This window comes from Vibrio pelagius, from assembly GCF_024347575.1.
Taxonomy (GTDB): domain Bacteria; phylum Pseudomonadota; class Gammaproteobacteria; order Enterobacterales; family Vibrionaceae; genus Vibrio; species Vibrio pelagius.
In genome coordinates, this window is sequence record NZ_AP025503.1 from 3,168,462 (window position 1) to 3,187,009 (window position 18,548).

At 45.6% G+C, this 18,548-nt stretch carries 21 protein-coding genes; all 21 read right to left on the reverse strand.

Translation table 11 applies throughout. The features are described from left to right. Positions 1-17: 17 nt before the first annotated feature. The gene (atpD, locus tag vsple_RS14185; RefSeq protein WP_261882307.1) at positions 18-1,421 is read right to left on the reverse strand and encodes a F0F1 ATP synthase subunit beta; all 1,404 of its coding nucleotides are present in this window, start codon (positions 1,419-1,421) and stop codon (positions 18-20) included. Positions 1,422-1,471: 50 nt separating this feature from the next. Beyond that, positions 1,472-2,338: a F0F1 ATP synthase subunit gamma gene (gene atpG, locus vsple_RS14190; RefSeq protein ID WP_255229559.1), complete on the reverse strand. Its 867-nt coding sequence runs from the start codon at positions 2,336-2,338 to the stop codon at positions 1,472-1,474. A 48-nt stretch (positions 2,339-2,386) separates the two neighbouring features. Further along, entirely contained in the window at positions 2,387-3,928 is a 1,542-nt protein-coding gene (atpA, locus tag vsple_RS14195; RefSeq protein WP_032548640.1) for a F0F1 ATP synthase subunit alpha, read from the reverse strand. Positions 3,929-3,941: 13 nt separating this feature from the next. Continuing rightward, on the reverse strand, positions 3,942-4,475 hold the full coding sequence (gene atpH / locus vsple_RS14200) for a F0F1 ATP synthase subunit delta (protein WP_255229558.1): 534 nt from the start codon (positions 4,473-4,475) through the stop codon (positions 3,942-3,944). A gap of 15 nt (positions 4,476-4,490) precedes the next feature. Beyond that, on the reverse strand, positions 4,491-4,961 hold the full coding sequence (gene atpF, locus vsple_RS14205; protein ID WP_032548638.1) for a F0F1 ATP synthase subunit B: 471 nt from the start codon (positions 4,959-4,961) through the stop codon (positions 4,491-4,493). A gap of 71 nt (positions 4,962-5,032) precedes the next feature. Then, entirely contained in the window at positions 5,033-5,287 is a 255-nt protein-coding gene (gene atpE, locus vsple_RS14210; RefSeq protein WP_010319963.1) for a F0F1 ATP synthase subunit C, read from the reverse strand. 51 nt (positions 5,288-5,338) lie between these two features. Next, entirely contained in the window at positions 5,339-6,136 is a 798-nt protein-coding gene (gene atpB / locus vsple_RS14215; protein WP_261882308.1) for a F0F1 ATP synthase subunit A, read from the reverse strand. An 8-nt stretch (positions 6,137-6,144) separates the two neighbouring features. Next, positions 6,145-6,534: a F0F1 ATP synthase subunit I gene (locus vsple_RS14220; RefSeq protein ID WP_032548635.1), complete on the reverse strand. Its 390-nt coding sequence runs from the start codon at positions 6,532-6,534 to the stop codon at positions 6,145-6,147. A gap of 190 nt (positions 6,535-6,724) precedes the next feature. Next, positions 6,725-7,606, reverse strand: a complete 882-nt coding sequence (locus vsple_RS14225; RefSeq protein ID WP_239842991.1) for a ParB/RepB/Spo0J family partition protein — start codon at positions 7,604-7,606, stop codon at positions 6,725-6,727. 23 nt (positions 7,607-7,629) lie between these two features. Continuing rightward, positions 7,630-8,403 (reverse strand): ParA family protein, encoded by a 774-nt coding sequence (locus vsple_RS14230; protein ID WP_032548633.1) that lies wholly within the window; start codon positions 8,401-8,403, stop codon positions 7,630-7,632. Between the two features lie 14 nt (positions 8,404-8,417). Beyond that, the gene (rsmG, locus tag vsple_RS14235; RefSeq protein WP_261882309.1) at positions 8,418-9,050 is read right to left on the reverse strand and encodes a 16S rRNA (guanine(527)-N(7))-methyltransferase RsmG; all 633 of its coding nucleotides are present in this window, start codon (positions 9,048-9,050) and stop codon (positions 8,418-8,420) included. Further along, on the reverse strand, positions 9,050-10,945 hold the full coding sequence (gene mnmG / locus vsple_RS14240) for a tRNA uridine-5-carboxymethylaminomethyl(34) synthesis enzyme MnmG (protein WP_261882310.1): 1,896 nt from the start codon (positions 10,943-10,945) through the stop codon (positions 9,050-9,052). The genes rsmG and mnmG overlap by 1 nt, the downstream gene beginning before the upstream one ends. 483 nt (positions 10,946-11,428) lie before the next feature. Next, positions 11,429-11,863, reverse strand: coding sequence for an FMN-binding protein MioC (gene mioC, locus vsple_RS14245; RefSeq protein ID WP_261882311.1), 435 nt, complete (start codon positions 11,861-11,863; stop codon positions 11,429-11,431). A gap of 44 nt (positions 11,864-11,907) precedes the next feature. Beyond that, a complete protein-coding gene (gene mnmE, locus vsple_RS14250; protein ID WP_261882312.1) occupies positions 11,908-13,269 on the reverse strand; it encodes a tRNA uridine-5-carboxymethylaminomethyl(34) synthesis GTPase MnmE in 1,362 nt (453 codons plus the stop codon). Between the two features lie 138 nt (positions 13,270-13,407). After that, positions 13,408-15,027 carry a membrane protein insertase YidC gene (yidC, locus tag vsple_RS14255; RefSeq protein WP_261882313.1) on the reverse strand — a complete coding sequence of 540 codons (1,620 nt, stop codon included), beginning with the start codon at positions 15,025-15,027 and terminating at the stop codon, positions 13,408-13,410. A 2-nt stretch (positions 15,028-15,029) separates the two neighbouring features. Continuing rightward, positions 15,030-15,287 carry a membrane protein insertion efficiency factor YidD gene (gene yidD, locus vsple_RS14260; protein WP_084181753.1) on the reverse strand — a complete coding sequence of 86 codons (258 nt, stop codon included), beginning with the start codon at positions 15,285-15,287 and terminating at the stop codon, positions 15,030-15,032. After that, positions 15,254-15,577 (reverse strand): ribonuclease P protein component, encoded by a 324-nt coding sequence (rnpA, locus tag vsple_RS14265; protein ID WP_032548627.1) that lies wholly within the window; start codon positions 15,575-15,577, stop codon positions 15,254-15,256. Before rnpA ends, yidD begins: the two co-directional genes overlap by 34 nt. Before the next feature lie 45 nt (positions 15,578-15,622). Further along, positions 15,623-15,757, reverse strand: coding sequence for a 50S ribosomal protein L34 (rpmH, locus tag vsple_RS14270; RefSeq protein ID WP_004735800.1), 135 nt, complete (start codon positions 15,755-15,757; stop codon positions 15,623-15,625). 207 nt (positions 15,758-15,964) lie between these two features. Further along, a complete protein-coding gene (locus tag vsple_RS14275) occupies positions 15,965-16,702 on the reverse strand; it encodes an amino acid ABC transporter ATP-binding protein (protein WP_255229553.1) in 738 nt (245 codons plus the stop codon). Further along, positions 16,699-17,370: an amino acid ABC transporter permease gene (locus vsple_RS14280; RefSeq protein WP_032548625.1), complete on the reverse strand. Its 672-nt coding sequence runs from the start codon at positions 17,368-17,370 to the stop codon at positions 16,699-16,701. The genes vsple_RS14275 and vsple_RS14280 overlap by 4 nt, the downstream gene beginning before the upstream one ends. A gap of 118 nt (positions 17,371-17,488) precedes the next feature. Further along, entirely contained in the window at positions 17,489-18,238 is a 750-nt protein-coding gene (locus vsple_RS14285; RefSeq protein ID WP_032548624.1) for an amino acid ABC transporter substrate-binding protein, read from the reverse strand. Positions 18,239-18,548 lie beyond the last annotated feature (310 nt).

An 18,548-nucleotide genomic window follows, 5' to 3' on the forward strand; every position in this document is an offset into this window, starting at 1 on the left:
TCGCCTCCTAGTTAGCCTTATAGCTTCTTAGCATTCTCAATAGCTTCGTCGATAGTACCGCAGTACATGAACGCTTGCTCTGGAATGTCATCGTATTCACCAGCTAGTAGACCTTTGAAGCCACGTAGAGTCTCTTTAAGAGGTACGTAAACGCCTGGGTCACCTGTAAATACTTCCGCTACGTGGTAAGGCTGAGTTAGGAACTTCTCAATCTTACGAGCACGAGATACAACTTGCTTATCTTCTTCAGATAGCTCGTCCATACCTAGAATAGCAATGATGTCTTTAAGCTCTTTATAGCGCTGAAGTGTACGTTGTACACCTTGAGCGATATCGTAGTGCTCTTGACCAACTACTAGTGGATCTAGTTGACGTGAAGTTGAATCTAGCGGGTCGATCGCTGGGTATAGACCCATAGCTGCGATGTTACGGTTAAGTACAACCGTTGCATCCAAGTGCGCGAACGTTGTTGCTGGAGATGGGTCAGTCAAGTCATCCGCAGGTACGTATACCGCCTGTACAGACGTGATAGAGCCTTGCTTAGTTGACGTGATACGCTCTTGTAGAACACCCATTTCTTCCGCTAGTGTAGGTTGGTAACCTACCGCAGAAGGCATACGGCCTAGAAGTGCTGATACCTCAGTACCTGCAAGCGTGTAACGGTAGATGTTATCTACGAATAGTAGAACGTCACGACCTTCGTCACGGAAACGCTCTGCCATTGTTAGACCAGTCAGTGCAACACGTAGACGGTTACCTGGTGGCTCGTTCATCTGACCGTAAACCATCGCTACTTTAGATTCTTCAGGTTTTTCAACGTTTACAACGCCTGCTTCCTGCATCTCAAAGTAGAAATCGTTACCTTCACGAGTACGCTCACCTACACCTGCAAATACAGATAGGCCAGAGTGCTGAAGTGCGATGTTGTTGATAAGTTCCATCATGTTAACGGTCTTACCTACACCTGCACCACCGAATAGACCGATTTTACCACCCTTAGCGAATGGACAAACCAAGTCGATTACTTTAACACCTGTTTCTAGAAGTGCTGTCTCGTTAGACTGCTCTTCGTAGCTAGGCGCTTCGCGGTGAATTGCGTAGTGCTCTTCTGCACCGATTTCACCACACTCATCAATCGCGTCACCTAGAACGTTCATGATACGACCTAGGGTCTTAGTACCTACTGGTACTGAGATTGGCGCGCCAGTATTTTCTACTGTCAAACCACGACGTAAACCATCAGAGCTACCCATTACGATTGCGCGAACTACGCCACCGCCAAGTTGTTGCTGAACTTCAAGAACTAGACGTTCTTTAGATTCAGTAACGTTCAGAGCGTCGTATACACGTGGTACTTCACCCTGTGGGAACTCTACGTCGACTACTGCACCGATGATCTGTACGATCTTACCTGTAGCCATCGTTAATCCTCTAACTATTTAGTTTTACCTAAGCTTTAACCGAAAAGCGATTAAACCGCTGATGCGCCTGAAACGATCTCAGAAAGTTCTTGTGTGATTGCCGCTTGACGGGCTTTGTTGTACACAAGTTCTAAGTCATCAATTAGGTCGCTAGCGTTGTCTGTTGCAGCTTTCATTGCAATCATTCGAGCCGCTTGCTCACAAGCAAGGTTCTCTACCACACCTTGGTACACTTGAGATTCGACGTAACGAACCAATAGTGCATCTAGTAGTGGTTTTGGCTCAGGCTCATAAATGTAGTCCCAAGCATGATCGCGCTGCATGTCTTCGCTATCCGATTTAGGCAAAGGAAGTAATTGATCGATCGTTGGTTCTTGTACCATAGTGTTTTCAAACTTGTTGAACACTACGAACAGGCGATCCAATTCACCTTCATCATATTTCTTCAGCATTACGCTTACAGAACCGATCAAGTCTTCAAGGCTTGGGCTATCGCCTAGGCCAGAAACTTGAGCCGCCACTTTCGCGCCGCTGTTGTTGAAAAATGCTGTTGCTTTTGAACCGATAATTGCCAGTTCAACGTCAGCACCTTTCTCAGACCAGTCTTTCATGTCTAACATAGCTTTCTTGAACAAGTTAATGTTCAAGCCGCCACATAGACCGCGGTCTGTAGAAACGATGATGTAACCAACACGTTTGGCTTCACGTTCCTCAAGATAAGGATGCTTATACTCAAGGCTACCGTTAGCCAAATGACCGATCACTTTACGCATTGTTTCTGCATATGGACGAGTAGCTTCCATTGCGTCTTGAGAACGACGCATTTTTGAAGCTGCTACCATTTCCATTGCTTTCGTAATCTTCTGTGTGCTTTTAACACTACCGATTTTATTACGTATCTCTTTTGCGCCGGCCATCGTTACTCTCCGTTAATGGTATGAGGTGACCCTAAGGCCACCCACCAATTACCAGGTCTGGGTTGCTTTGAAATCGTCAGCAAGCTTCTTCAGCTCAGCTTCGATGTCATTGTTGTAAACACCCGTTTTGTCGATCTGCGTTGCAAGATCGGCATAGTGACTGCGAGCATACGATAGTAAAGCAGCTTCAAAGTCTAGAAGCTTAGAAAGCTCTACGTCTTGAAGGTAACCACGCTCTGCAGCGAAGATTACTAGTGCTTGGTCAAATACAGACATTGGAGCGTACTGCTTCTGCTTCATTAGTTCTGTAACTTTTTGACCGTGGTCTAGCTGCTTCTTAGTCGCTTCATCAAGGTCAGACGAGAACTGTGCGAATGCCGCAAGTTCACGGTACTGTGCTAGAGCTGTACGGATACCGCCAGATAGCTTCTTGATGATTTTAGTCTGCGCTGAACCACCTACACGAGATACTGAGATACCTGGGTCAACAGCTGGACGTACACCCGCGTTGAATAGCTCAGTTTGTAGGAAGATCTGACCATCGGTAATCGAGATTACGTTCGTCGGTACGAATGCAGATACGTCACCAGCTTGTGTTTCGATGATAGGAAGAGCAGTTAGAGAACCTGTCTTACCTTTCACTTCACCGTTAGTGAACTTTTCTACGTACTCTTCGCTTACACGAGCAGCACGCTCTAGTAGACGAGAGTGAAGGTAGAATACATCACCTGGGAATGCTTCACGGCCTGGTGGACGCTTAAGTAGTAGCGAGATCTGACGGTAAGCTACCGCTTGCTTAGATAGATCATCATAAACAATCAGTGCGTCTTCGCCGCGATCACGGAAGTACTCACCCATCGCACAACCTGCGTATGGCGCTAGGTATTGTAGCGCTGCAGATTCAGAAGCAGATGCAACAACAACGATAGTGTTTTCTAGCGCGCCGTGCTCTTCTAGTTTGCGAACTACGTTAGCGATAGTCGATGCTTTCTGACCGATTGCTACGTAGATAGAGAAAATACCAGAATCTTTTTGGTTGATAATCGCATCGATCGCCATCGCTGTTTTACCAGTCTGACGGTCACCGATTACTAGCTCACGCTGACCACGACCGATTGGGATCATTGAGTCAACAGACTTGTAACCAGTTTGTACAGGTTGGTCTACCGATTTACGGTCGATTACACCTGGTGCAATTACTTCTACAGGCGAAGTCAGTTTCGCTTCGATAGGACCTTTACCATCAATTGGCTCACCTAGTGTGTTTACAACACGACCAAGTAGTTCTGGACCTACTGGCACTTCAAGAATGCGGCCAGTACCTGTAACTTTCATGCCTTCCTGAAGGTCAGCATATGGGCCCATTACAACAGCACCAACCGAATCACGGTTCAAGTTAAGTGCTAGTGCGTAGCGGCCACCCGGTAGTTCAATCATTTCACCTTGCATCACGTCCGTTAGGCCGTGAATGCTAAGAATACCATCGCTTACCGATACGATAGTACCCTCGTTGCGAGCTTCACTAACAACGTCGAAAGATTCGATACGTTGTTTAATTAGATCGCTAATTTCCGTGGAATTAAGTTGCATGCTCCAATCCCCATTAAGACTGCAATGCATCGCTCAGGCGGTCTAGACGACCACGAGCTGAGTTATCGATGACTAGGTCTCCGGCTCGAATAATAACTCCACTAAGTAGAGTCTCATCTATACTGCAATTCAGCTGAACTTTGCGCTCTAGGCGCTGTTCCAATTTGCTGCTGATATCTGCCAGTTGTTCTTTAGAAAGTTCTACTGCTGAAGTTACTTCAACGTCGATCTCTTTCTCGTGCTCTTTTTTCAGAGCGAAGAACTCGTGACATACATCAGGAAGAGCCTTAAGTCGGCCATTCTCTGCCATCACTTTGATAAAGTTTTGGCCATGTGCATCAAATTGTTCGCCGCAGATTACAATGAAAATTTCAGCTAGCTTGCTGGCAGTTGTTGAACTGTTCAGTAGGCTAACAATATCATCGTTTTTTGCGACCTCGGCTGCGAAAGTAAGCATTTGACCCCATTGGTCTAGCTCACCTTTCTCAACCGCAAAGTCAAAGGCTGCTTTAGCATAGGGGCGTGCGATTGTAGTCAAATCAGACATATTCAGCCCCTTGCATTAAAGTTTTGCAGTAATGTTGTCAAGAACATCTTTGTGTACTTCTTGGTCGATAGTACGTTCAAGGATTTTCTCAGCACCAGCAATTGCCAGAGTTGCGACTTGTTTGCGCAGGTCATCACGTGCACGTTTACGTTCAGCTTCAAGTTCAGCTTCAGCTTGAGCAAGAATCTTCTGGCGTTCTGCCTGAGCTTCTTCACGAGCTTCGTCTAGAATTTGTGCTTTACGCTTATTTGCCTGATCAATAACCTCAGTTGCAGTGCGCTTCGCTTCTTTCAGTTGTTCAGAAGCGTTGGCTTGTGCCAGGTTCAAATCTTTAGCAGCACGTTCAGCTGCTTGTAGACCGTCAGCAATTTTCTTCTGACGCTCTTCAATTGCTTGCATGATTGGTGGCCATACATATTTCATGCAGAACCAAACAAACATAGAAAAAGCAATCGCTTGACCTAGCAGAGTTGCGTTCATATTCACAACAGCTACCCCTCTATTCGGACTTAGTGTTAATCAATGACAAACCGGAGTTTGTCTGAAGTTAAAAGTGATTAACCTAGTTGACCAACGAATGGGTTTGCGAAAGTGAATAGAAGTGCGATTACGATACCGATCATTGGAACCGCATCCAGTAGACCTGCGATGATGAACATCTTAACTTGAAGCATAGGAGCCATTTCAGGTTGACGTGCAGCACCTTCTAGGAATTTACCACCAAGAATTGCAAAACCAATTGCAGTACCTACGGCACAAAGACCAACAATAATAGCAACAGCAATTGCTGAAAAACTTAGTACAGTTTCCATTTACGTTCTCCGATTAACATTAATAGTTAGAATAAAGCTTAAAAATTTTTTTTAGTGATCACTATCTTCGTGGGCCATTGATAGGTAAACAATTGTCAACATCATGAAAACAAATGCTTGAATCAAAATAACCAAGATATGGAAGATAGCCCAAGGTAGAGCACCTACCCATTGTAAGTACCACGGTAGCATCGCTGCGATAAGAATGAATACAACCTCACCCGCAAACATGTTACCAAACAAACGCATACCTAGAGATAGTGGCTTCGCTAGTAACGAAATTACCTCAAGTACCAAGTTGAATGGAATCATAATTGGGTGATTGAATGGGTGTAATGCCAATTCTTTAGCAAACCCGCCAAGCCCTTTCACTTTGATGCTGTAGTAGATCATCAGAGCGAAAACGCCCAAAGCCATTGCCATGGTGATGTTAACATCAGCTGTAGGAACCACTTTCAGGTAAGGGATACCTAGCCAATGCTCTGCAGGATATGGTAAGAAATCAATAGGCACTAGGTCCATCAAGTTCATTAAGATAATCCAGCAGAATATAGTCAGTGCTAGTGGAGCGATCAGCGGGTTGCGACCATGGAAAGTTTCTTTAACGTTGTCACCAACGAATTCCACTACCATTTCGACAAAACACTGAAGCTTACCAGGTACACCTGCTGTTGCTTGCTTTGCTACTGAGCGAAATATCCAAAGGAATAACGCACCAGTTAGTACAGAGAAGAACAGACTGTCTATATGTACGTTCCAGAAACTTGTCTCCTCTACAAAACCTAGCTTGGCTAAAGACAGGTTCTGTAAGTGATGTTCAATGTATCCGGATGCTGTTGCCGCAGCCATAACTCGTCCTATTTCTTATTGTTAATGAAAAGCACTGGCGCAAAGATATTAATACCGAGAGCCAGTAAATAGGTCAGTTTGAGGGGAATTAATTCCACCTGCATATACATGTAGACAATAGAGAATAGTAAAACTGTGATTAAGATTTTTAATGCTTCGCCTGCATAGAACGACGCTGCAACCAGTTTTGTCGCACGCGCCCCACAAAAGAGAAAAGCACACACACAAAACACCACATTGGCAATGACAAAAATACCGCCACCCACCAGTGAAGCAAAACCCCAATCAGGATTAACAGCTAAACCTAACCCCACCGCCACTAATATAACCGCGCTAAGCTCGATCAATAACATTTGCTTTGCAAGCACTCGTCCTGGTCTTGCTAACGCCGCTACCATGTATTCGTTCCTCTTTTAAGCCCACTTACCACCGCTTAAAAGCGTGCTGAGAAATTGGCGAAAATTATACGTTCAGCCAAACTGATTGCAATAAAAACGCAGCAATCATTTACATTTTTGTATACAAACCGACAACTTTCGTACGAAAATTATTGTTTATTACATTATTGACCTAAGTCAATTATCTCATTTAGTCCTCAAGCTTGGCAATAAGTTGCTCTAATTTGTGAGGCTCATCAAGTGTAATCGTCACTTTTGACTTACCTGTACCAGTTCGGACAATTGTAACGTTTGCTTGCAATTTTTCCGTCAGTCTTCGTGAAAGTTCGATGGCTTCTTGGTCTTGCGGCTGAGTTTCCGCTTCAACCTCTGGTTTTAGACACTTTTTGACAAGTTGTTCGGTTTGGCGAACCGTCAATTGCTTGCGTGCAGCGGTGTTCGCTGTCTCCACTTGCAGTTCACCTTCAAGCGCCAACAATGCGCGAGCATGACCCATTTCAAGCTGCTTAGTCACCACCAACTCTTTAACTGGCGCTGCTAGCTGATTGAGGCGCAACAAGTTACTCACTGTAGTACGTGATTTACCAATCACTTCAGCGACCTTCTGATGCGTTAGCTCAAACTCGTTCTGTAGACGCTCTAGTGCTTGCGCCTCTTCGATGACATTCAAGTCTTCACGCTGAATGTTCTCAATCAAAGCCATCGCGATTGCCGCGCGATCTTCAACCTTTTTGACCAAACATGGCACTTGCTTTAGGCCAGCTTGACGGGCTGCACGCCAACGACGCTCACCAGCAATGATCTCATAGTGATCTTGCGACAGTGGACGAACAACGATCGGCTGGATGATACCTTGAGATTGGATCGACGCTGCTAACTCTTCAAGCGCGTCTGGCGCCATGTCTTTACGTGGCTGATAGACACCTGGCTTCAAGCTGCCAATCGCAAGTTCGGTTAACTCACCATCGGCAGAGAGCGCCTGACTATGAGAAGCAACTTGCTGTTTTTCACGAGCCATTGAGCTAGTTGCAAGCAATGCATCTAGCCCTTTTCCTAAACCACGTTTAGACATTGAGCGAATTCCTTTGGTTTGATTTAAACTGGGACTTCTTCACGACGTAACATCTCACCCGCAAGCGCCAAGTAGGCTTTTGCTCCAGCGGAGTATTTGTCGTAGTACATCGCTGGTTTGCCATGACTGGGAGCCTCAGCAAGACGTACATTTCTAGGGATCACAGTTCGGTAGACCTTGCTACCGAAATGCTTCTTGAGTTGATCAGATACTTCATTCGACAAGCGGTTGCGAGGATCATACATAGTACGAAGTAAGCCTTCGATCTTCAGGTTCTCATTCACAACAGCTGCCAGTTTACTGATGGTATCCATCAAGGCAGTTAAACCCTCTAACGCAAAGTATTCACACTGCATCGGAACCAAAACAGAGTCCGCCGCAGCCATCGCATTAATTGTAAGAAGGTTTAGAGAAGGGGGGCAATCAATAAAGATGAAATCATAGTTATCACGAACTGACGCAAGGGCATTCTTAAGCCTTACTTCACGCGCAAACACTTCCATCAGTTTGATTTCAGCCGCGGTAACATCACCGTTGGCTGCGATGAGATCGTAGTTTCCCGACGTACTTCGGCAAACTACCTCATCAAAAGGTGTGTCTTCAACCAGTAAATCGTAAGCAGTTGCTTCAACCTGATACTTGTCGACACCGCTTGCCATAGTGGCATTACCCTGTGGATCGAGATCGACAACCAAAACTTTGCGCTTTGTGGCGGCCATAGAGGCAGCCAAATTAATGCAAGTTGTTGTTTTTCCTACACCACCTTTCTGGTTGGCAATTGCTACAATTCTACCCACTATGGCCTCGCTGATTATCCTTGACGCGATAACGTTACTAGATGACGCTCTCCATCAAGCTCTGGAACTTGCAAAGCTTTGATTTCAGTTACTGAACACCAGCTCGGTAACTGGTCCATTTCGTCTCTAGGATGTTGTCCTTTAAGAGCCAAAAATACACCGGATTGCTCTTTAGGTAAATGATGACACCACTCAACCATGTCTGTCATTGATGCAAATGCACGACTGAGCACAGCGTCAAACTTTTCTTCTGGCTGGAACTCTTCAACGCGACTTTGAACAGGCGTCACGTTGTCGATACCCAGTTCATGTACGACTTGCTTGATAAAACGAATACGCTTTCCAAGGCTATCCAACAAGAAAAACGCACAATCAGGATTCATAATTGAGAGCGGGATACCAGGAAGACCTGGGCCCGTACCGACATCAATAAAACGCTTGCCCTGTAAATGAGTGCTGACAATGATGCTATCTAAGATATGTTTCACCATCATGTCCATCGGGTCGCGAACTGACGTTAGGTTATACGCCTTGTTCCATTTATTAAGCAGTTCAACATAACCAACCAGTTGGCCACGTTGTTTATCTGATACTTCTAGGTCGGTCTGGCTGATCAGGTGATCCAGTTTTTCGCGTAGTGCGCTCATTATGCTTCCTCACCTTTCTTCAGTAGGCCATGTTTCTTCAAGTAAACCAGCAGGATAGAAATTGCAGCCGGCGTAATACCTGAAATTCGAGAAGCAATACCAATCGACTCTGGCTTCGCCGTCGATAATTTAAGCACCACTTCGTTAGATAGGCCTTTCACTTGGCTGTAATCAAGATCAACAGGCAGTTTGGTGTTTTCGTGACGCAGCGACTTTTCGATCTCATCTTGCTGACGCTGAATGTAACCCTCGTATTTCACTTGGATTTCAACCTGTTCTGCAGCTTGTTGATCATCTAGAGCTGGAGCAAAACGCTCCAGAGCCGTCAGTTGTGAATACGTCATTTCTGGACGACGCAGAAGATCTTCACCGCTCGCTTCACGCGACATTGGTGTTTTTAGGATCTGGTTAAGTGCATCGATGTCTTCAGATTTCGGGTTAATCCAAGTCTCTTTCAAGCGCTGACGCTCTTTTTCCATGTTCTCAATTTTCTCGTTGAAACGCGCCCAACGCGCATCGTCAATCAAACCCAGTTCACGAGATTTCTCCGTCAAACGGATATCGGCGTTGTCTTCACGCAATAACAGACGGTATTCAGCACGCGAAGTAAACATACGGTACGGTTCTTTAGTACCCATGGTTGATAGGTCGTCAATCAATACACCCATGTAAGCCTGATCACGACGTGGGCTCCAACCCTCTTTGCCTTGAGTAAACAGACTTGCATTCAAACCGGCCATCAAGCCTTGCGCCGCCGCTTCTTCGTAACCCGTAGTACCGTTGATTTGACCCGCAAAGAACAGACCCTTGATAAACTTGGTCTCGTAAGTCTGTTTTAAATCACGTGGGTCAAAGAAATCGTACTCAATTGCGTAGCCTGGACGCACGATGTGTGCATTCTCGAAACCTTTCATTGAGCGAACAATCTGCACCTGAACATCGAACGGCAAACTGGTCGAGATACCATTAGGGTATAGCTCGTGCGTGGTTAGGCCTTCTGGTTCGATGAAAATCTGGTGGCTGTTCTTATCTGCGAAACGCATCACCTTATCTTCGATTGAAGGACAGTAACGTGGGCCGATACCTTCAATCACACCCGCATACATTGGGCTACGGTCTAGGTTGTTGCGAATCACTTCATGAGTGGATTCGTTAGTGTGCGTGATATAACACGGGATTTGGCGTGGCTGCTGCGCACGGTTACCCATGAATGAGAAAACAGGTGTTGGGTTGTCACCATGCTGAACCTCAAGTTCAGAGAAATCAACGCTACGAGCATCAATACGCGGTGGCGTACCCGTTTTTAGGCGATCAACACGGAAAGGAAGATCACGCAGACGCTGAGCCAAGGCGATCGACGGTGGATCACCCGCGCGACCACCAGATGAACTTTCCATACCGATGTGGATCTTACCGCCTAGGAATGTACCAACCGTTAATACCACAGCCTTAGCATGGAATTTTAGTCCCATTTGCGTCACAACACCGACGACCTGATCCTGTTCTACGATCAAATCATCCACTGACTGTTGGAACAGAGTCAGGTTGGGTGTGTTTTCTAAGGTGCTGCGAACGTACGCTTTGTACAGGGCACGGTCAGCTTGAGCGCGTGTAGCACGAACCGCTGGTCCTTTAGAAGCATTAAGAGTACGGAATTGAATACCTGCATGATCAATGGCTTGAGCCATTAATCCACCCATTGCATCGACTTCTTTTACTAAGTGTCCCTTACCAATACCACCAATCGCTGGGTTACAAGACATTTGTCCCAGGGTATCGATATTATGAGTAAGGAGTAACGTACTTTGACCAGTACGCGCAGATGCGAGTGCGGCTTCCGTTCCTGCATGGCCGCCACCGACTACGATGACGTCAAATTTTTCGTGATAAAGCATGAACCGACCTCAGGTATTCAAACGATTTCTAGACAGATAAAAAGGAGCGATATTCTACCTGTTTTCATAGCGCGAGAAAACGTTTTTGGAATTTTTCAGGAACGCTATTTTTAATTAATATAGATAAGATCTTTAAAGAGATCTTTTATTGGATCTATTATTAGGATCGAGAGGTTCTGTGGATAACTCAAAAATGATCAACAAGATCATGGATCTTTTTTGGATCAAATAGTGTGATCTAATTTTGATCAGGATGAGGATTAGCTGGGATCAAAAAGGCTACTTATACACACCCCAAAAAGTGATCTTAAGTTGTTATTTGGATAACTATAGGTTAATCACTGTATTTCTATGATCTTATCCACAAGGAAAATGGCAATAAATGAGATAAAAGTGCCATTTCATTGGTAAAAGTTATTCACAGCTGGTGGTTTTGGGTACAAAAAAAGCGGCTTTCGCCGCTTTTTTATCGATGATTGAGCTCTAAAACTGCTCACTATGATCGTTAAACCACTCTTCTGCAGCGTCTTCGGGTACTGGAGTCTCCAATACATCGATGGTAAAACAGTCAGAAATCGCCTGTGCGCCAAGATTTGTTAATAACTCATGGGCGGCTTGACCTGCGGCGCAGAAGGTATCGTAGCTTGAGTCACCAATCGCAATCACAGCAAAACGAACCTTATCGAGTTGAGGTGCTTGCTCGGTCAGTTCGGCAATGAATGGCTTGATATTATCTGGGAATTCACCCGCACCATGGGTTGATGTCACGATCAACCAAGTATCTTGCTGCGGGATTGATGCATACTCAGGTTGATTGTGGAGCGTGATCGCTTGACCTTGTTCTTCGAGGAGATCATTTAAGTGATCACCAACGTATTCAGCCCCGCCGAGCGTGCTGCCCGTAATAATGTGGATCATGGATATTTCCTTATAAAAAGGGCGAGCCATGCTCACCCTAGTTTTTATTTACCAATACAGAAAGAAGAGAAGATGCGACCGAGTAGGTCATCTGAGCTGAACTCACCGGTAATCTCGTTAAGGTGCTGTTGAGCAATGCGCAGCTCCTCTGCCAAAATTTCACCTGCCATATAGCCTTCAAGCTGCTGTTGACCAATATCCAGGTGCTCTGATGCGCGTTCTAGTGCATCAAGGTGACGTCGGCGTGCCATGAAGCCGCCTTCATGGCCACCAGCAAAGCCCATACACTCTTTGAGATGATTACGAAGAGAATCAATGCCTTGGCCTGTTTTCGCTGATAGACGAATGAGCGTAGGGTCATTCACATGACAGATCCCTAGCTCTTCACCCGTTTGATCGGCTTTATTACGGATCACCGTCATACCGATTTTAGCCGGTAGACGATCAACAAAATCAGGCCAGATATCTTTCGGGTCAGTCGCGTCTGTGGTTGTGCCATCCACCATAAATAGCACTCGGTCTGCTTGTTCAATCTCTTCCCAAGCACGCTCAATGCCGATTTTCTCGACTTCATCAGATGCGTCACGCAGGCCTGCAGTATCGATGATATGCAGTGGCATGCCATCAATGTGGATATGTTCACGCAGTACGTCACGTGTGGTACCAGCAATATCAGTCACGATAGCGGATTCTTTACCAGATAGTGCGTTGAGTAGGCTCGACTTACCCGCATTAGGACGACCGGCAATCACCACCTTCATGCCTTCACGCATGATGGCACCTTGGTTAGCCTCTTGGCGAACCGCTTCCAAATTGTCGATGATAGCCTGTAAGTCACCACTCACTTTACCGTCGGCTAGGAAATCGATCTCCTCTTCTGGGAAGTCGATTGCCGCCTCAACGTAGATACGTAAGTGGATCAGTGACTCCACCAGCGTGTTGATGCGCTTTGAGAACTCACCCTGCAGTGACTGAAGCGCTGACTTCGCCGCTTCTTCTGAGCTTGCATCAATCAGGTCAGCAATCGCTTCTGCTTGGGTTAAATCCATTTTATCATTGAGGAATGCGCGCTCTGAGAACTCGCCTGGACGTGCAGCACGTACGCCTGAGATGGTTAGAATACATTTAATCAACATGTCCATAACCACAGGGCCACCGTGACCTTGAAGCTCAAGAACATCTTCACCAGTGAAGGAGTGCGGGTTAGGGAAGTAAAGGGCAATACCTTGGTCTAACTCAATACCATCATGAGATTTGAATGGCAGGTACTCAGCGTAGCGAGGTTTTAAAACCTTACCTGTAACCTCTAGAGCAACCTGAGCTGCCTGTGGGCCTGAAACGCGGATAATACCGACACCACCACGCCCGGGCGCGGTCGCTTGAGCAACAATCGTATCTGTAGTCATAGTTGTGCCTGCTAGCAAGTGAACGCCAATAGGGCGCTCACGATTAATCAATTAGCTGAATTGTAATCAGCCCAAAACAAAAAGGCGACCTTTTGGCCGCCTTTCTTTTAACTCTTAGTCTTACCGACTGCGTAACACTTACTTAGAGTGTAAGCCTTTCTTCTCCAGCTGCTTGTAGATAAGCGTTTGCTGAATCAGAGTTACGATGTTCGATACTAGCCAGTAAAGAACCAGACCAGATGGGAAGAACAGGAAGAAGAATGTGAACATAACTGGCATGAAGGTCATGATCTTCTGCTGCATTGGATCCGTTACTGTTGTCGGGCTCATCTTCTGAATTAGGAACATTGAAGCACCCATTAGAAGTGGCAAGATGTAGTAAGGGTCTTGTGCTGAAAGGTCAGTAATCCAACCGAAGAACGGTGAGTGACGCAGTTCAACAGACTCCATTAGTGCCCAGTATAGAGAAATGAAGATAGGCATCTGTAGAAGGATAGGTAGACAGCCGCCTAGCGGGTTTACTTTCTCTTTCTTGTACAGTTCCATCATTTCTTGACTCATGCGCTGACGGTCATCGCCAATACGCTCACGCATTGCAGTCAGCTTAGGCTGAAGCATACGCATTTTCGCCATAGACGTGTACTGAGCTTTCGTTAGTGGGTACATAGCACCACGAACGATGAATGTTAGGATGATGATCGCTACACCCCAGTTCGATACAAAGCCTTGAATGAACGAAAGCAGAGTATGAAGTGGTTTTGCAATAAACCATAGCCAGCCGTAGTCCACTACTAGGTCTAGGTTTGGTGCAACTTCAGCCATTTGGTCTTGAAGTTTTGGACCAACCCATAGTGTGGCTGTGAAGTTTGCTTGGTCGCCATTTGCAATCGTCTTGTTTGGCATGCGAACACCGATGTCGCCAAGGTTGCCAATTACACGAGTGTAAAGGTTGCTGCCTGCTTCGTCGCGTGGGATCCATGCACTTGCAAAGTAGTGTTGGATCATCGCTGCCCAACCTTGACCGTTTGCTAGGTTAAGAGATAGGTTGCGATCTTGCATATCGTCGAAGCTGTATTTTTTGTAACGCGTGTCTTCCGTAGAGTAAGCACCACCACGGTAAGTTGGCATTGTTAGGCTACCGCCGTCATCCATCACGTTTTGACGTAGGTGAGCGTACATACCAAATGTTGCGTTGTTGCCTGAGTTGTTCACCACATCGTATTCAACATCAATCGCGTAGCTGCCGCGCTTAAAGATGAATGTTTTGGTGTAATCAAGGCCGTTCGCTTGGTAGGTCATTGGGATGCGTAGTTCATCTTGACCATCCGCCAGTGTGAAGCTGTCAGCTGAAACTGTGTAGCTTGGGCGGTTCGTGCTGCTTAGGTCGATACCTTGTGGGCCAACAAGACCACTTTGAGCGATGAATTGGTGACCAGGTTCATTCTTAAGTAGAATAAAGCTGTCTTCTGAATCGTATTCAGCAGAGTAGTCGTTAAGGCTTGCCGATACCACGTCGCCACCAACCGTATCAATTGACAGAGTCAGTACATCAGTGGTTACTGTGATCGCTTTTGCTGAAGCAACTTGACCCGGAGCTGGATCTAGGTCGTCTGCATAAGATGGCGCTGGTAGAGTGCTGCCAGATTGTGCCTGCTCAACCGCTTGTGGTGCTGGGTTCTTCGCTACGTTCCACTGTTGGAAAAGTAAGAAAGATACCAGAGCCAGTGCGATTAACAGGATATTACGTTGAGAATCCATCGTTATTTATCTCTGTCTTGTTTTTGGACTGGTGGAACGGGGTCATAGCCCCCTTCGTTCAAAGGATGGCATTTTAATAGACGTTTGCCTGATAACCAACACCCTTTTACAAAACCGTGAGCTTTCAACGCTTCTATCGCATATAAAGAGCAGGTTGGAGTAAATCGGCAGCGAGGGCCAATGAGTGGACTAATGAACCATCTATAAAAATAGATAGGTATTAGCGCTAACCACGCGAAGGGCGAGACAGGCGAAGCCATAATTTGTCTAATAATTTGAACATTTCTTCATTGCTCAAATCTTGCGCGCTCTTTTTAGCAATAACAACAAAATCTTTGTTAGGAAGTTTGTGTTGATTGTTACGAAAGCTTTCACGGCATAGGCGCTTAAATTTATTGCGACCAACGGCGGTTTTAATCTGCTTTTTCGGAACGGCTAATCCAAGACGAGGATTTGAAAGAGAGTTTTTACGAGCAATGATGGTGAAATGAGGGGAGCCAGCTCGATGAGCTTGCTTGAAGACATTTTGATAATGTTCGGGAGTTAACAAGCGTAACTCCCGACCGAAGGCTAGCTTTTTCAAAATAATCAAAGATTACTTAGAAAGACGCTTACGGCCTTTTGCACGACGTGCATTGATTGTTGCGCGACCGTTCTTAGTAGCCATGCGAGCACGGAAACCGTGAGTACGCTTACGCTTTAGAACTGTAGGTTGAAAAGTGCGTTTCATTGTAATTACCTTACTGATCAGTAGTTTTAGGTTTTTGTTAAACCCGGCGTGGGTATTGTTTCCTCTCTTTATATAAAGAAAGGAGAACCGACGCCTCTCAACAAAGAGGCGGAATTGTAATCACTGTCACAAAAAGTGTCAATGATTGGGTTAACTAAAATTCCGGTCGGGGGATTATACGTAGAATCTCTAAAATCTCAAGGATCCTTACTCGATCCCAACCTTATTTAGGAATTTTTTTAATTTAGGATCTTGTGGATTACCAAAAATATCCTGTGGAGATCCTTGCTCGACAATGTGGCCATCAGCCATGAAGATCACTCGATCCGCGACTTCTCTCGCGAACTGCATTTCATGGGTAACCACCAGCATGGTTTGATGCTGATTTGCCAATTTTTTCATTAGGTTAAGTACTTCACCGACCCATTCAGGATCGAGTGCAGAAGTCGGCTCATCGAACAGAAGTAGCTCTGGTTGAAGGGCCATCGCACGGCCAATACCTACACGCTGCTGTTGACCGCCTGAGAGCGCGGCTGGGTAACTATCAGCCTTATCGCCTAGACCAATATCATCAAGGATTTGTTGTGCTTTTTCATAGGCTTGCTGCTTCTTCCAACCACGTACCGTGATCAAGCCTTCAGCGATGTTTTGCTTGGCGGTTTGATGCGCAAACAGTGCGTAGTTTTGGAAGACAAAGCCGGTCTTACGACGCAGTGCTAATACCTCTGCTTTGGTGTGTTTTTCAACGTCCACCTTGATGTCATCAATCGCAATCGAGCCCTGATCGGCATGCTCTAGAAAGTTCACGCAACGCAATAGGGTTGACTTACCAGTACCACTCGAACCGATGATAACGATAATCTCACCTTGTTGGATTTCAAGGTTGATACCTTTAAGGACTTCCGTCTCTCCAAACTGCTTGTGGATATTTTCTAATTTGATCATCGTGCATACGCCTTATTCAGTTTCGCTTCGGCCCATAGTTGAATGCGAGTTAAAATCACCACCACACCCCAGTAGATAAGTGCCACAGCTAAGAACGCTTCGAAGAAACGGAAGCTTGAAGAGGCCTCCATTTGCGCTTTTGCCATAATTTCAGCCACACCGAGAGTGAAGGCAAGCGAGGTCGACTTGATCATATCAATGAAGTAGTTCATCAGTGACGGTAGAGCGACACGTGTTGCTTGTGGCAGGATCACGCGGCGCATCGCCTGACTGGTCGTCATACCGACCGAAAGGCTCGCCTCCATTTGGCTGCGATCAATACCAATAATCGCGGCACGAATACTCTCTGCCATGTAGGCGGCAAAGTGTAATGTTAAACCAATAACCGCCGCGCTGAAGGCATCTAAGCCAACCATCCAAGGAAACACTTGCGGCAAGCCGTAGTAAAGCAGGAATAGTTGTACCAGCAGTGGGGTGCCGCGGAAGAAGCTAATGTAGAGTTGGCTGAGTTGATCCAGTACTGGGATTTTGAACACGCGAATGTTTGCTAGTATCACAGATAGGATCAGGGCAAAGAATAGGCCCCATATTGCCATCTCCATGGTTGTGCCTAGATACTTAAACAGTATCGGTAGCAACTCCAGCATGTAATTAAAGTCAAATCCCATAATCTATCTCGTTTGGTTATGTCAGGCGTTGGGTAATGTGTTGTGGTTATTAGTGACTAAAAAAGAAAAACCCACTGCAGAGAAAATGCAGTGGGTTATGGCTGTTTAGAGTGAGTGATTACTTCTTAGTAATGTCTGCACCAAACCACTTCTCAGAGATTTTCTCTAGAGTACCATCAGCACGCATTGCTGCAAGTGCTTCGTTTACTTCTGCTTGAAGCTTCTTACCGTTTTCGTTATCAACAAATGGCCATGCGTTTTCGATCGTTTCGAAAGGTTGACCTGCAAGTTGCAACGGTAGACCTGTTTTCTTGATCAGCTCAAGTGCTGATAGACGGTCCATAACAAAAGCATCTGCGCGACCTAGTGCTACATCGTGCTCAATACCTGTGTCGTATGTTTTTACGTTGATTTTGCCGTCTTTGTCGTAGTTACGCAGCAGTTGTTCAAAGTTTGAGCCTAGGTTAACCGCAACGGTTTTACCATCTAGGTCTTCAATACCTTTAATGCTGTCGTTACCTTTACGTACAGTAATCTGTGCGCCATCAACTACGTACGGGTCAGCAAATAGGTATTTTGCCTTACGTGCGTCCGTCATTGTGATTTGGTTTGAGATCGTATCGATACGACCTGTTTCAAGAAGACCGAATAGACCAGAGAAGTTCGCTGTTACGTACTCCACTTTGTAGTCATTACGTTTACCAATTTCATCCCACAGATCCACTTCAAAGCCTTGTAGCTTATCTTGCTTCACAAACGTGAACGGGAAATAACGGCCAGACATGCCTACTTTTACTTCAGTGGCAGCTTGAACAGTAGCAGCAGATAGTGCGATAGCCGCAATTGCAGCTTTAACCCAGTTTTTCATTTGGTAACTCCTTATCATTATGGGGGGAGATGTTACTGGGAAAACAGTCAATAGAATAAATAACCAGATGTTATTAACCATAACCAGATTGAATTCTAATTTTGGGGATAACTAGACAAGATCCGGGCATAAGTGGATCATTATGTGAGTAAATTTGGGGCAATTTGTGTGGATCCAGACATTTTGGCTAAAATTATTGTGAATAACTTGGATCTTATTCACTGGATCCGCGATCAATTGCTGGCGATCTGATTTATCAACAGGTAAAATTGCCCGTCATTTCAAATAACTTAAATAGAGTGGGGGCACC